This window comes from Dyella sp. A6, assembly GCF_036320485.1.
GTDB lineage: Bacteria > Pseudomonadota > Gammaproteobacteria > Xanthomonadales > Rhodanobacteraceae > Rhodanobacter_A > Rhodanobacter_A aluminiiresistens.
In genome coordinates this window covers 3,255,887-3,269,779 of sequence record NZ_CP132911.1, presented here as the reverse complement: position 1 = coordinate 3,269,779, position 13,893 = coordinate 3,255,887, and the positions used below count along the sequence as shown (strand labels likewise).

11 protein-coding genes are annotated in these 13,893 nt (G+C 64.3%); 8 read left to right on the top strand and 3 right to left on the bottom strand.

Annotated elements, in window-relative coordinates; all coding sequences use genetic code 11:
• Nucleotides 1-163: 163 nt before the first annotated feature.
• Both RA164_RS14630 and RA164_RS14625 read right to left on the bottom strand, forming a co-directional pair.
• Entirely contained in the window at nt 164-1,288 is a 1,125-nt protein-coding gene (locus RA164_RS14630) for a glycosyltransferase (protein ID WP_329741570.1), read from the bottom strand.
• Nucleotides 1,289-1,453: 165 nt separating this feature from the next.
• Nucleotides 1,454-3,055 carry an electron transfer flavoprotein-ubiquinone oxidoreductase gene (locus RA164_RS14625; protein WP_329741569.1) on the bottom strand — a complete coding sequence of 534 codons (1,602 nt, stop codon included), beginning with the start codon at nt 3,053-3,055 and terminating at the stop codon, nt 1,454-1,456.
• Between the two features lie 173 nt (nt 3,056-3,228).
• Here RA164_RS14625 and RA164_RS14620 point away from each other — a divergent pair, with 173 nt between their 5' ends.
• The 8 genes from RA164_RS14620 to RA164_RS14585 all read left to right on the top strand — a co-directional run bounded on the left by RA164_RS14620 (nt 3,229) and on the right by RA164_RS14585 (nt 12,485).
• Nucleotides 3,229-4,626 carry an amidase gene (locus RA164_RS14620; RefSeq protein ID WP_329741568.1) on the top strand — a complete coding sequence of 466 codons (1,398 nt, stop codon included), beginning with the start codon at nt 3,229-3,231 and terminating at the stop codon, nt 4,624-4,626.
• A 163-nt stretch (nt 4,627-4,789) separates the two neighbouring features.
• The gene (gene cysD, locus RA164_RS14615) at nt 4,790-5,707 is read left to right on the top strand and encodes a sulfate adenylyltransferase subunit CysD (protein ID WP_329741567.1); all 918 of its coding nucleotides are present in this window, start codon (nt 4,790-4,792) and stop codon (nt 5,705-5,707) included.
• Nucleotides 5,707-7,596: a sulfate adenylyltransferase subunit CysN gene (gene cysN / locus RA164_RS14610; RefSeq protein WP_329741566.1), complete on the top strand. Its 1,890-nt coding sequence runs from the start codon at nt 5,707-5,709 to the stop codon at nt 7,594-7,596. The genes cysD and cysN overlap by 1 nt, the downstream gene beginning before the upstream one ends.
• A gap of 183 nt (nt 7,597-7,779) precedes the next feature.
• Complete coding sequence (locus RA164_RS14605) at nt 7,780-8,403, top strand: alpha-ketoglutarate-dependent dioxygenase AlkB family protein (protein WP_329741565.1); 624 nt, start codon at nt 7,780-7,782, stop codon at nt 8,401-8,403.
• A 72-nt stretch (nt 8,404-8,475) separates the two neighbouring features.
• Nucleotides 8,476-9,576, top strand: coding sequence for a glycine cleavage system aminomethyltransferase GcvT (gene gcvT, locus RA164_RS14600; protein ID WP_329741564.1), 1,101 nt, complete (start codon nt 8,476-8,478; stop codon nt 9,574-9,576).
• A 96-nt stretch (nt 9,577-9,672) separates the two neighbouring features.
• Nucleotides 9,673-10,068, top strand: coding sequence for a glycine cleavage system protein GcvH (gene gcvH, locus RA164_RS14595; RefSeq protein ID WP_329741563.1), 396 nt, complete (start codon nt 9,673-9,675; stop codon nt 10,066-10,068).
• Between the two features lie 483 nt (nt 10,069-10,551).
• Entirely contained in the window at nt 10,552-11,172 is a 621-nt protein-coding gene (metJ, locus tag RA164_RS14590; protein WP_329741562.1) for a met regulon transcriptional regulator MetJ, read from the top strand.
• A 275-nt stretch (nt 11,173-11,447) separates the two neighbouring features.
• Complete coding sequence (locus tag RA164_RS14585; protein WP_329741561.1) at nt 11,448-12,485, top strand: energy transducer TonB; 1,038 nt, start codon at nt 11,448-11,450, stop codon at nt 12,483-12,485.
• A 73-nt stretch (nt 12,486-12,558) separates the two neighbouring features.
• On the opposite strand, the gene RA164_RS14580 is transcribed toward RA164_RS14585, so the two are convergent.
• A complete protein-coding gene (locus RA164_RS14580) occupies nt 12,559-13,863 on the bottom strand; it encodes a serine hydrolase domain-containing protein (protein ID WP_329741560.1) in 1,305 nt (434 codons plus the stop codon).
• Nucleotides 13,864-13,893: the final 30 nt, after the last annotated feature.

Genomic DNA, 13,893 nt, shown 5'->3' with positions numbered 1-13,893 from the left:
TGCGAGCTGCAGGGCCCCTGGGACGAGCGTTGATGTGCACCGGCATGCAGCAATTTGCGTATGTGCATGTCCAGCGCCGGGAACCGGTAGACAGTACGGGTGATCAGGCGGCGGAGTCTTGGCTGAGCAGTCAGCCATTGCCTAAACAAGAGCAGAAGCGGCTTCATGCAGCTGGCCGATGCGTGGGCGTCTGAGTGGGGAATATGCGCTGAAGTGCCATACGCGCATGTTCGACCGAGAAATGGTCGCGAACATTCTCGATGGCCGCATCCGATATGCGTAGCCAGAGCGCTTCGTTGCGATACAGTTCCAGCACGGCTTGTGCGAACGCGCGTGGTTCATCGGCGATCATCGCGCTGGTTCCGCTTTCGAGATGCATGCCTTCGGCTGCCACCGTCGTCGCTACAACGGGAATTCCGTAGCTCATGGCAAGGTTGATTTTGCCTTTGACCCCGGCGCCGAAGCGTAGGGGGGCGATGGATACGCGACAGGATCGCATCAATGGCTCCAGATCATGGACGCGGCCATGGATCTGCAGCCCGTCGTGCTTCAGTGCATTGCGCGATGCCTTGTCGATGTCGCCAACCACATGCAGGATCATGGCTGGTTCTTCGGTACGCAGCAGTGGCAGTATCGATTCGGCGAACCAGCGTACGGCATCTGCGTTGGGGGGGTGGCCGAATCCGCCGATGAAGAGCAGGTCACGCCTGGGTACGAAACCCTGCAGACGACCGTGTACGTCATGGATGTTGCTGAGCAGCTCGATCCGGGCTTTGGGCAACTCGTTCGCAAGAACTGTCATTTCTTCCTGGCTGACGACGAGCGTGGTGTCGCATCGCGCGATGATGCCCAGCTCTTTTCTCCGCGATCGCATCGCATGGCGCCGCAGACGCGGGTTGTCGGTCAATGCGGCTGCCCGCTCTTCACGGACGTAGTGCAGGTCCACGGTATCGAACACGACCATGGCCTTCGGTGCATGCCGACGCGTTGCATCGATGAACTGAGATGCAACGGGCAGGCGGTTGAGCATGACGGCGTCCACCGTGTCGCCCCTCCGGGCCAACCACTCGGCCGGACTACCGGTCTGGCAATGTGCCCCCATGCGGGCGAGACGCTTGACATCATCGGGCCTGACGAAGCCATCCGCGGCTATAAAGTCGATCCGCCAGCCTGCTGCGTGCAGCAGGCTGAGCACGTGGGCAAGTCGCATGGAACCGGAATCGCGCATCGGATCGGGTGCGGCGCTGTCAATGACAAGCAGGCGGCGCGTACAGCCGCTGTCATCCACGTGTGTCGATGACAGATCGGTATCAGATGGGACAGGCGAAGGAGATGCGGTCCGGTGCTGTGCCAGGAAGCGTTTGAAAGCACCGCGCCACCCACGCTGGGCAATGCTGCCCCTGGCCCTGTTCACGAGGTAAAGAAGGCGATTCATTCGCACGGTGGGTATGAATCACATGTTCTGGTAATTGGGCCCGGAACCGCCCTCGGGCGTGACCCAGTTGATGATCTGGTACGGGTCTTTGATGTCGCAGGTCTTGCAGTGCACGCAGTTGGCGGCGTTGATCTGCAGTCGCTTGCCCGCTTCGTCCTGCACCATTTCGTAGACGTTGGCGGGGCAGAAGCGGGTGCAGGGGTTGCCGTATTCCTCGGCGCACTGGGTCACGCAGACCGAGGTGTCGGCCACCTGCAGGTGCACCGGCTGGTCTTCGTCGTGCTCGGTGGCGGCGAAGTAGACGCCGGCCAGGCGATCGCGCGGCGGCAGTTCGCGCTGCACGTAGTCGCGCTTCGGTTCCTCGCACTGGCCCAGCTTGTGCAGCGATGTGGAGTCGGCCTTGTTCTTCAGCGTCCACGGCGAGCGCCCGCCGATGGCGGTTTCCCACGCGGCATTCAACATGCCGAACCACAGGCCCTTCTTGAAGGCGGGCTTGATGTTGCGCACCTTTTTCAGCTCGGTCATGGCCTCCGAGCCGCGCAGCTTCGCATCGAAGCCGGTGGCATCCAGGCCGCTGCCAGCCAGGTGTTCGGCAGCCAGCATGCCGCTGCGGATCGCCTGGTGGGTACCCTTCACCTTGGGCACGTTGAGCAGGCCGGCGGTATCGCCGATCAGCAGCGCGCCGGGCATCTCGCATTTGGGCAACGACTGCCAGCCGCCGGTGACGATGGCGCGTGCGCCGGCGGAGAGGATGTTGCCACCTTCCAGCAGGTCCTTCACATGCGGGTGGTTCTTCCATTGCTGGAAGGCTTCCCAGGGCTGGTAATTCGGATCGGTGTAGTCCAGGCCGCTGACGTAGCCCAGCGCCACCCGGTCTTTGTCCAGGTGGTACAGGAAGCTGCCGCCGTAGGTGTGGTTGTCGGCCGGCCAGCCGAAGCTGTGCACGATCTTGCCGGGCGTGACGCGCCCGGCCGGCAGCTGCCAGAGTTCCTTGATGCCGATGGAATAACTCTGCGGGTCGCTGTCGGCGTCCAGCTTGAAGTGCTTGATCAGCTGCTTGGTGAGGCTGCCGCGCGCGCCTTCGGCCAGCACCGTGACCTTGGCCAGGATGTCGATGCCCTGGGTGTAGCCCGGCTTGTGCGAGCCGTCCTTCGCCACGCCCATGTCGCCGATGCGCACGCCCGCGACCGCGCCGTTCTCGGCATACACGATGTCGGCCGCGGCGAAGCCCGGAAACACGTCCACGCCCAGCGCCTCGGCCTGCGGCGCCAGCCATGCGCACATTGCGCCCAGCGAGACGATGAAGTTGCCGTGGTTGCGCATGCCCGGCGGAACCGGCAGCTTGCGGCCGCCGGTCTTGTCGAGCAGCCAGAACTCGTCCTCGCCCGCGGGCACGCAGATCGGCGGCGGGTTGTCGCGCCAGCCGGGCAGCAGGGCGTCCAGCGGCTGCGGTTCGATCACCGCGCCGGAAAGAATCTGCGCACCGATGGTCGAGGCCTTCTCGATCACGCAGACCGTGGTTTCCGGCTGGAGCTGCTTCAGACGGATGGCAAACGACAGCCCCGATGGGCCGGCGCCGACGACGACAACGTCGTATTCCATGGTTTCGCGTTCGCTCATGGCGGACTCCCGATGCGATATGGACAGGCACGGACACAACCGTGCGTCGAAGTATGGATTTCAGACGCTCCATTGTCCGGGTTCGCGCCCCGGGCGGCAACGCGTGTTGCGTCAACACTTGCAATCGCTTCACGGGACATGGCGATAATCGGACCCGTGCCCAGGGAGATTTCATGAACGCATTGCCGCCGATCGCCGACCTCGACCTGCGTCGAGCCACCGTATGCCAGCTGCTGCACTGGCTGGCCATCGGGAGGGTGCAGCCGCGCGTGCTTGCCGAGGTCTATCAGTCGGCGATCGATCGCATCAATCCTTCCCTCAATGCCTACGTGGGCCTGAGTGCCGGCATGCTGGAAGAGCAGGCGCGCACGGCCGAGCATCGCCGTCGCGAGGGGGTGATCGGTCGCCTGGACGGCATTCCCGTTGCCCTGAAGGACAACTTCGATATCGCTGGCTGGTCCACGCGCGCCGGCCTGCCGGGGCGCGCGCAGCCGGTGCAGAACGATGCCCATGTGGTGGCGCGCCTGCGTGCGTCCGGTGCGGTGCTGGTCGGCAAGACCAACATGGACGAAGGCGCCTTGGGTGCGGCCACCGACAATCCGCACTTCGGTGCCACGCACAATCCGTGGAAGCACGGCTTCAGCGCCGGCGGTTCGTCGGGCGGCGCGGCGGCGGCGGTGGCGGCTGGCCTGGCGGCGGCGGCGGTGGGTTCGGACAGCCTGGGCTCGGTACGTATTCCGGCCAGTTACTGCGGCATCTATGCGCTCAAGCCCACCCACGGCGAAATTTCCGCGCGCGGCATGGTGCCTGCCGCCCGGCGCCTGGATGCCGTGGGCCTGCTGGCACGCAGCGTGGCCGACCTGACCGTGCTGCTGCAGGTGCTGGCCGGTTACGATGCCGACGACGCGCGTTCGCGCCGACGCCGGGTGGCGCTGGCACCGCCGGACTGGGAGCCGGGCCGCCTGCGCTGCGGTCTGTTGCCGGACCTGGCCGCGATCGGCGTGCAGCCGGAGGTGGTGGATGTCTTCGAGGCTGCGCTGGCGAAGCTGCCGCGCGAGCTGGGCGAGCGGCGCACGGTGGATTTCGACGACTGGCCGTTTGCGCGCACGCGCCGTGCCGGCCTGCTGCTGATGGAAGCGGAAATGCTCGGTACCTTCGCCGGTGATCTGGCCGACGACGCGCACCCGGTCTCGGAGCGTTTCCGCACGATGCTCGATTACGCCGCGCGCAAGAGTGCCGCCGATTACGCGGTGGCCGATCGCGTGCTCGATGCTGCCACCCTGAAGATGCGCCGGCTGTTCGCCCAGGTCGATGTGCTGGTGTTGCCCACCACGCCGCAGGGTGCCTTCCCGCTCGACGGCCCGGTGCCGGAGTCGCAGGCCGACCTGACCAGTTTCGCCAGTCTTGCGGGTTGTCCGGCGGTGAGCATCCCGATGGGCACCTTGCCGAACGGTCTTCCGGTGGGCCTGCAACTGGTGGGTGCGCGCGGTTCGGACCTGCGTCTGCTGGAGCTGGCGTCCGTCTGTGCGGCCACGCTGGACGCCGAGCCCAGATACCCTGCGATCGCCTGATTTGGCTTCGGGCGTCATCCCATCGTCGCGGCAAACGTTGGATATGCCTTGTCTTCATCTTACGATGGCGGCTGGTTGTTTCAGGGCCGATGCTGGCGCCGTTACCATGGAGCACTGACCTGGTGCGGCCCCATCGCGCATGTTTCAGCAGGAGCGATTTTCGATGACCGCAAGCCTCATACCCTCCCGCTCTCATCTCGACGAGCTGGAAGCCGAAAGCATCCAGATCTTCCGCGAGGTGGCTGCATGCTTCCAGGTGCCGGTGATGCTGTATTCGATCGGCAAGGATTCCTCGGTACTGCTGCACCTGCTGCGCAAGGCGTTCTTTCCGGCCAAGCCGCCGATGCCGCTGCTGCATGTGGACACCACCTGGAAATTCCGCGAGATGATCGCGATGCGCAATGAGGTCGCGGCAACCGGCGACGTACAGATGCTGGTGCACATCAACCAGGAAGGGGTGCGGCAGGGCATTTCGCCGCTGACCCATGGCGCCACCGTGCACACCGACATCATGAAGACCCAGTCGCTGAAGCAGGCGCTGGACAAGTACCGCTTCGATGCGGCCATCGGTGGCGCACGCCGTGACGAGGAGAAGTCGCGTGCCAAGGAGCGCGTGTTTTCCTTTCGCAACGCCCAGCATCGCTGGGACCCGAAGCAGCAGCGTCCGGAGCTGTGGCACCTGTACAACACGCATATCCACAAGGGCGAAAGCGTGCGCGCATTCCCGTTGTCCAACTGGACCGAGATGGATATCTGGCAGTACATCCGCCGCGAGTCGATTCCGGTGGTGCCCTTGTATTTCGCCCGGCCGCGCCCCGTAGTCGAGCGCGATGGCGCCCTGATCATGGTGGACGACGAGCGTTTCGTGCTGCGCGAGGGCGAGCAGGTGCACACGCGCATGGTGCGGTTCCGCACGCTGGGCTGCTACCCGCTGACCGGGGCGGTGGAGTCGGAGGCCGACACGCTGGACAAGGTCATCGAGGAAATGGCCGACACGCGCAGTTCCGAGCGGCAGGGGCGGGTGATCGACCAGGATCCTAGCGCCTCGATGGAGCGCAAGAAGCAGGAGGGTTATTTCTGATGACGGCGCAGACGGATCAGGCCGGGGTGAACGCCGCTGCCGACAACCAGGAGCGCGGCCTGCTGCGTTTCATCACCTGCGGTAGCGTGGACGACGGCAAGAGCACGCTGCTTGGCCGCTTGCTGTACGACGCCGGCATGCTGCCGGACGATCAGCTGGCAGCGCTGGAGCGCGACAGCAAGCGCAATCACGGCGATACCGGTTTGCTGGATTTCTCCCTGCTGACCGACGGTCTCGATGCCGAACGCCAGCAGGGCATCACCATCGACGTGGCCTACCGCTACTTCCATACGGCGCGGCGCAGCTTCATCGTGGCCGACTGCCCCGGCCACGAGCAGTACACCCGCAACATGGCGACCGGCGCATCCACGGCCGAGCTGGCCGTGGTGCTGATCGACGCACGCAAGGGGGTGCTGACCCAGACCCGTCGACACACATATATATGTGCGCTGCTCGGTATCCGCCAGGTGGTGCTGGCGGTCAACAAGATGGACCTGATGGGTTACGACCCGTCGGTCTTCTCGGCCATCGTGGACGAGTACCGCGGGCTGGCCAGCAGTCTGGGCATCCAGTCGGTCGTCGCCATGCCGGTGTCGGCCCTGCTTGGTGACAACGTGGGGCGCCGCTCCGCGCAGATGCCCTGGTATGACGGGCCGACCCTGCTCGAGGCGCTGGAAACCGCGGACACCGAAGTGGCCACCTCGGCCCATTTCCGTCTGCCCGTGCAATGGGTAAGCCGGCCGGACCAGTCGTTCCGCGGCTATGCGGGCACGATCTGCGGTGGCCGCGTGGCACCCGGTGACGAAGTGGTGGTGCAGCCGGGCAACCGGCGCGCACGGATCGAGCGCGTGGTGACTGCCGACGGCGACCTGCCCGAGGCGCATGCCGGCCAGGCGGTCACGCTGACGCTCGATCGCGAGCTCGATGCCAGTCGCGGCGATGTCATCGCCACGGCCGCGCACCCCGCGCCGGAGGCCGATCAGTTCGCGGCGCACGTGCTGTGGATGGGCGATGCGGCGCTGCTGCCGAACCGCAGCTACTGGTTGAAGATCGGCACGCGCACGGTCAATGCCCGGGTCACCGCGATCAAGCACAAGGTGGACGTCAACACACAGGCGGAACTGGCGGCCCATCGGCTGGAGCTGAACGAGGTCGGCTATTGCAACCTCGATGTGGACCATGCGATCGCTTTCGAGTCCTACGCCGACAACACCGTGCTCGGCGGTTTCATCCTGATCGATCGCCAGACCCATGCCACCGTGGCCTGCGGCATGCTCGACTTCGCCCTGCACCGTGCGGCCAACGTGCACTGGCAGCACACCGATATCGACAAGCAGACGCGTGGCCTGAGCAAGGGCCAGCAGCCCCGCTGCCTGTGGTTCACCGGCCTGTCCGGTGCCGGCAAATCCACTATTGCCAATCTGCTGGAACGGCGCCTGCATGCGCTCGGCTACCACACCTACCTGCTGGACGGCGACAACCTGCGCCATGGCCTGAACCGTGACCTGGGGTTCACCGCCGAGGCGCGCGTGGAGAATGTGCGGCGCGTAGCCGAAGTGGCTCACCTGATGGCCGATGCCGGCCTGATCGTGCTGGTGTGCGTCATCTCGCCATTCCGCAGCGAACGTCGCTTCGCCCGCGAGCTGTTCGACAAGGGCGAGTTCGTCGAGGTTTTCGTCGACACGCCGTTGGAAGAGTGCGAGCGACGCGACCCGAAGGGTCTGTACCGCAAGGCGCGGGCGGGCGAGATCAGCAATTTCACCGGCATCGACTCGCCGTACGAGCAGCCCGAGACGCCCGAAGTTCACCTGCATACGTCCGGACAGCGGACCGAGCAGCTGGTCGAGCAGCTGTCGGCCTATCTGCTGGAGCCGGCGTCGAAGGGCTGATGCCCGGGCTTCCGGCGCAGAAGCTGCGCCGGAAGCCACGCCAGCATGTTCCGGGTGCGCACATGGTGATGCGTGCTTTTGCTTGTGACGTCGTCAGCATGCGCACTTATCCGGTAGCGTCCCATTCCGTGATCCCGGCATGCCGACGAAGTGGTCGGCCGAGGACGCATATGGCGGTGTCGCATGTTTGAGTTCACCGTTTCATGGATCAGGCTCGACCTTCCCGGTGCCGACGTCACACTCGCGGCAGACTGGTTGCCTGCGCCCGAGGCCGATGCCCTGTTCAAGCAGCTGCGCGCGGATATTCCATGGGAAACGCATCGCCTGCGAATGTTCGGCCGTGAAGTGGCATCGCCGCGTCTCAGCTGCTGGATCGGCGATGCCGGTGCCAGCTATACCTACTCGGGACGGCGTTTCGAGCCGCGAGCGTGGCCGGCGTCGCTGCTGGCCCTGCGGCAGCGCATAGAACAGGCCTGCGGGGCACGCTTCAACAGCGTGCTGGCGAACCTGTATCGCGACGGACATGACTCGATGGGCTGGCATAGCGACGACGAGCCGGAACTGGGGCCGCAGCCGCTGATCGCCTCGTTGAGCCTGGGGGCCGAACGGCGCTTCCGGTTCCGGCGGCGTCGGGCACGCGGCGAGGCATCGCAACCGGGCGATGCGTGCGAGTGGCGCCTGCCGCACGGCAGTCTGTTGCGCATGGCGGGCGACACGCAGCGTCTGTACCGGCACGATCTGCCGGCGATGCGTCGGGTCGACGCGCCACGCATCAATCTCACGTTTCGGCTGATCGCGCCGCGCTGACTATGTTGCGCTGCGCTTGGATTGGATTCCGGCGACAGGCGATAATCGCGCTTTCCTCAGGGCGATCCCCGCATGACCGAGAAGACTGTACTCAATGCCGTCCACCGTGCGCATGGCGCACGCATGGTCGATTTCGGCGGTTGGGACATGCCGATCAATTACGGCTCGCAGATCGAGGAGCATCATGCCGTGCGCAGCGACGCGGGCATGTTCGATGTCTCGCACATGACTGTGGTCGACCTGCACGGTCCGCGCACGCGCGAATTCCTCCGCCATCTGCTGGCCAACAGCGTGGACAAGCTCAAGGTGGTGGGCAAGGCGCTGTACTCGTGCATGCTCAACGAGCAGGGTGGCGTCATCGACGACCTGATCGTGTACTTCTTCGACGACAGTCATTTCCGCCTGGTGGTGAATGCCGCCACGCGTGCGAAGGACCTGGCCTGGATCGAGAAGCAGGCCGCGGCCTTCGGCGTCGAGGTCAAGGAGCGTCCCGATTTCGCGATGATCGCGGTGCAGGGCCCGAATGCGCGGGCGAAAGTGTTCGGCCTGCTGCACGAGGGCGATCGCCCGCGGATCGAAAAGCTCGGCAAGTTCGCCGCCGCCGCCGCACAGGGGCCGCACGGCATGCCGCTGTTCGTGGCGCGTACCGGTTACACCGGCGAAGACGGCTTCGAGATCATCGTGCCGGCCGAGCAGGCCGTGGCGTTGTGGGAGGCATTGGTGGCTGCGGGTGTGAAGCCGGCTGGGCTCGGTGCGCGCGACACGCTTCGCCTGGAAGCCGGCATGAACCTCTATGGCCAGGACATGGACGAGGACGTCTCGCCGTGGGAGGCCAACCTTGGCTGGACCATCGCGCTGGACGAAGGACGTGACTTCATCGGCCGCGCCGCGCTGGAGCAGCAGAAGGCTGCCGGTGTGAAGCGTGTGATGGTCGGCCTGGTGCTGGACGAAAAAGGGGTTCTGCGGCATGGCCAGAACGTGCTGACCGAGGCCGGCGAGGGCGAGATCCTCTCGGGCAGCTTCGCTCCGACGCTGGAAAAGGCAGTGGCGTTCGCACGCGTGCCGGCGGGCGAACTCGGTGCGGTGCGGGTGGATATCCGTGGTCGCGAGGTACCGGTGCGCGTGGTCAAGTATCCGTTCGTGCGCGACGGCAAGCCCTGCGAAGGCATCTGAAACCGCGCGATCCATCACGTCGACATATTGCTGGGCGACGTAAGCGGCTAGAATCGCCGTCGCCCCATCCCCAACCTCCATGACTGGAACCCGATCATGAGCGAGATTCCCGGCGATCTGAAATTCCTCAAGTCCCACGAATGGGCCCGCGTCGAAGACGACGGCCTGGTGCGCGTGGGTATTTCCGACCATGCACAGAGCCAGCTGGGCGACCTGGTCTACGTCGAGCTGCCGGAAATCGGCGCAAGCGTGCAGGCTGGCCATGGCGCCGCTGTGCTCGAGTCGGTCAAGGCGGCCTCGGACATCTATTCGCCGGTGTCCGGCGAGGTGGTCGAGGTCAACGAGATGCTGAGCGACAAGCCGGAGACGGTCAATGAAGACGCGTACGGCGAAGGCTGGATCTTCGTGGTACGCATGAGCGATCGCGCCGAGTTGAATGAGTTGCTCGACGCAGATGCCTATGCCGAGCTGATCGAAAACGAGGATCACTGAGCGAGTCGTTTCTTCCGACGCCGCCGGCCGCGCAAGCAGCCGGCGGCGTTTTCGTGATGGTTGCAGCGAGCCGGATGTCATCGTACGGGTACGATTTGCACGATGATCCGATGCCGCGAAATGTGCGGATCGGTCGCTTCCCGTTCATGCGCGTGGCGTGGCTCGCATGCGGTCATTTCGACTTCCTGGCATGTGCTTTGACCAGTTGGTGATGCGTGGATTTGCCAGTTCACGCTCTTGGTAGTTGGCTGTGAAGCCTTGTGTGGTGCGGGGTTTGGCGATTCGCCATGTTTTTTGGTGTAAATAAAATGGGCGTATAGACGTCCATATGACTATTTACTCAAAATCCTTTTCCATTCGATGGCAAAGCCATTTTCAGGGTATTTGAAGGTGGATGAAACAGGTTGATTTCAAGGCTAAAATCAATTGACAGAAGAAACCTTCAGGAATAGCTTTCGCTTCAAGTTACGGGGAACAGGCGTCATGGCAACATCGAAATTCGTCGAGCCTTATGTAGAGCACGGAGAGAAGGCCGGGTCAGTAAGAAAGATCACGGTCTCCATTCCGATGCACGTACTGAGGCTGCTTTCCGATTTGCGTACCTACCGCCAGGTCAACAATCTTCGGCACGCCACCAACAGCGATCTGCTGGTCGAGGCGTTCCTGCACGCTTTTACTGGGCAACCACTGCCAACTGATGAGGAGCTGAGACGAACCATGGCTACTACCGCCAAGAAAACCACTGCCAAGAAACCGGCCGCCAAGAAACCGGCCGCCAAGAAAGCCGTAAAGAAGACCGCCGCAAAGAAGGTTGCGGTGAAGAAGGTCGCGGTCAAGAAGGTTGCCGCGAAGAAGGTTGCCGCCAAGAAGCCGGTGGCCAAGAAGCCGGCAGCAAAGAAGGCTGCCGTGAAGAAGGTCGCCAAGAAGGCGGCTGCCAAGCGTCCTGCTGCTGCCAAGAAGGCTGCAGTCAAGAAGGTCGCGGTGAAGAAGGTCGGCGCGAAGAAGACCGCCGGCAAGAAGGCTGCCGTGAAGAAGGCTGCGCCGGCTCGTGTGGTCAAGGCCACCCGTACCGCCAAGCCGCGTGCGAAAACCAGCAAGAAGTAAGCACAAGAACTAGATCGTATCGAGCTTGTCTCCCCGCGGTGCCCAGCGCGGGGAGATGTTTCGAAAAGCTTCGTCCCGGCCTTTGCCGGGACGTTTCGTTTCTGCGGTCACAGCCAAACGAAATCTCGCGGGCATGGTCGCTGCGGCTTCGATTTGCCGAGTTGATCCAATAGAGCTACCTTTCCGCAATCCGCGCTGCGGCGTATCGAAGAATGCGCCGCTCCTGGATTACAGGGGGGAAAGCGCGGGTATCTGATGCCACTCAGCGAGAGATCATGGATACCCGATATACGTTGAAAGCGCGCCAGCATGCGCGCGGGGCCGCACGGCCCGTAGTGATAGCCGTCATCGCCGTCATTGCCGCCTTGGCCGTGGCTTCATGGGTCCTCATTTTTCGGCCGCACCAGGAACTGGTCGCGACTGACAATGGCGGTCATCCGTCCTCGCCGGTAACCGTCAGCCATGCCGCTGCGACGCCGGTCAATGTCGAGGCGATGAGCGTCAACGATCTGCTGTCCGAGGCTGCCAAGGCCATGAAGGAGCAGCGTTACCTGGCGCCGGCCGGCAACAATGCCTTCGAGTTCTACCTGCGCGTGTTGCAGAAGCAGCCAGGCAACCGGGTGGCCAGTGACGCATTGCGCGAAACCTTCCCGTTCGCCGCCTCGGCCGCCGAACAGACGATCAACCAGCGCAACTTCGCCGAAGCGCAGCGCGAGATCAACCTGCTGGCACAGGCGGACCCGACCAACTTCACCCTGACCATCCTGCGTTCCAAGCTGGATGCCCAGCGCAAGACGCTGGACCAGGAGCAGCAACAGCAGCTCGACCAGCAGCATCAGCAGCAGCTGGCCGCCCAGAAGGCGGTTGCAGCGAAGGCAGCTGCGGCCCAGCTCGAACAGCAGCAGGCAGAACAGGCCAAGGTGGTGCAGCAGAAGGAAGCGGCGCTGGCCCAGCAGCAGCGTGAGGAAGCGAGCAAGTCGCAACCGACGCAGCAGACAGCTGCAGCTGCCACGCCGGCCGCTACCACCGTAGAGACCCGTCCTGCAGTCCTGACCCGACAGGCATTGCCCCGCTATCCGACCTCGGCGCAACGTGCCGGTGTCGAAGGCTGGGTGGAAGTGGATTTCACCGTCGGGACCGACGGCAAAGTGCATGACGCACGGGTCGCGCATGCACAGCCACGCCATGTGTTCGACCATGCGGCACTCGAGGCCGTCAATCGCTGGCGCTTCCAGCCGGCCATGCGCAACGGCGAACTGGTGCAAAGCAAGCTGCGTCGCCGCATCGAGTTCAAACTGGGCAACAACCGCTGACCATCAGTCCTGCGGGACTCGCATCGGGGGCGGGACATCGAGATGTCCCGCCCCCGATGCACAAACAGCGTGATCAATGCCCGCGGTAGTGATGATGGTGGCGGATGTGCCTGATGTGGCGCCGACGCCGACGTTCGGGGCGCGGCTTCGGTAGCGCGTGCTCCACACCGGCCCAGTCCTCATGCGGCAGGCCGAGTACGCTGTCGAACAGCATCGGTGCGACGTCCGAGGGTGCGAGTCCCGGCGAGTCGCGCAACATCACCACGCCGAACCGGTACTTGGGGAAGAAGCCGATCAAGGTACGGTAGCCTTCCACGGCGCCGGTGTGGAAAATCAGGGTCTGGTCAGCATAGGTGAACACGCGCCAGCCGAGCGCGTAATAGGCCTTGGTCAGCCGGGCCCGGCGCCACGGTTCCGAATACAGTTCCGGTGGTGTGGGGATGCCTGGCGTGTGCAGCACCTTGAGCAGTGCAGGTGAGAGCACGTCGGGTCGGCCACCCATCTGTGCGATCAGCCACTTTTCCATGTCGCGCAGACTGGCATTGACGCCTGCTGCCGGTGCCACGCGGTAATAAGCTTCGCGCGGCTCGAACGGGACCCAGTGGCCATGCAGCTTGCGATGCGGGCGGGCCCAGTTCTTGTTCATCTCCAGTGCGGACCGGCCATAGCTGGCCGAGTGCATGCCGAGCGGAAAGAACAGGCGCTTGTCGACCTGGTGATAGTAGAAGTCGCCGGTTTCGGCGTAGACCACGTCGCCGATCAGGCTGAATGCCACGTTCTGGTAGCCGTAGCATTGGCCGACGTTGCAGGCGAGGTCGACCTGGTCCAGCTTGCGGACCAGTTCCTCGTAGGGGACGTTGTCTTCGAGCAGGTTGTCGTAGGTGTTGCGCGGCAGGCCGAGACGCTGGCCGAGGATGTCGCGGATCGTCGCCTCGCTGGAGGCTTGCGCGTCCTTCAGCTTGAAGAACGGCAGTATGTCGATCAGTCGGGTGTCCCAGCTGAAGCGGCCGTCGTCGACCAGCAGGCCGGCCAGTGCGGTGGCGAAGGCCTTGGACAGCGACGCCAGCCGGAACACCGTGTTCGGTGTCACCCGGGCACCTGTGGTCGTGTCGGCGTATCCCGTCGTGTGCTCGTAGATCACTTTGTCGTCGTACACCACCGCCGTGGCCATGCCGGCCACCTCGTTGCGCTGTTGCAGCGTGTTGAGCCAGCGCGTGTAGTCGGCCAGCGCACGCTTGAGCCGGGCTGGCGGAATCGCCTCGTGGCTCGACTCGGCGGGTGCGGTGCGGCGGATGGGTTCGGCGGCATGGGTGCTGGCAGAAGCGCCAGCCAAGCCGAGCAGGCAGGCAAGGAGCAGAGACTTGGGGCGGAGCGGCATGAGTGGTCGATATTGGCTGGCGGCTGGGCG

Bases quoted from the DNA above. Each gene is read 5' to 3' on its own strand.
- RA164_RS14625 (WP_329741569.1), bottom strand. From the start codon at position 3,055: ATGAGCGAACGCGAAACCATGGAATACGACGTTGTCGTCGTCGGCGCC.
- RA164_RS14620 (WP_329741568.1), top strand. From the start codon at position 3,229: ATGAACGCATTGCCGCCGATCGCCGACCTCGACCTGCGTCGAGCCACC.
- cysD (WP_329741567.1), top strand. From the start codon at position 4,790: ATGACCGCAAGCCTCATACCCTCCCGCTCTCATCTCGACGAGCTGGAA.
- cysN (WP_329741566.1), top strand. From the start codon at position 5,707: ATGACGGCGCAGACGGATCAGGCCGGGGTGAACGCCGCTGCCGACAAC.
- RA164_RS14605 (WP_329741565.1), top strand. From the start codon at position 7,780: ATGTTTGAGTTCACCGTTTCATGGATCAGGCTCGACCTTCCCGGTGCC.
- gcvT (WP_329741564.1), top strand. From the start codon at position 8,476: ATGACCGAGAAGACTGTACTCAATGCCGTCCACCGTGCGCATGGCGCA.
- gcvH (WP_329741563.1), top strand. From the start codon at position 9,673: ATGAGCGAGATTCCCGGCGATCTGAAATTCCTCAAGTCCCACGAATGG.
- metJ (WP_329741562.1), top strand. From the start codon at position 10,552: ATGGCAACATCGAAATTCGTCGAGCCTTATGTAGAGCACGGAGAGAAG.
- RA164_RS14585 (WP_329741561.1), top strand. From the start codon at position 11,448: ATGGATACCCGATATACGTTGAAAGCGCGCCAGCATGCGCGCGGGGCC.
- RA164_RS14580 (WP_329741560.1), bottom strand. From the start codon at position 13,863: ATGCCGCTCCGCCCCAAGTCTCTGCTCCTTGCCTGCCTGCTCGGCTTG.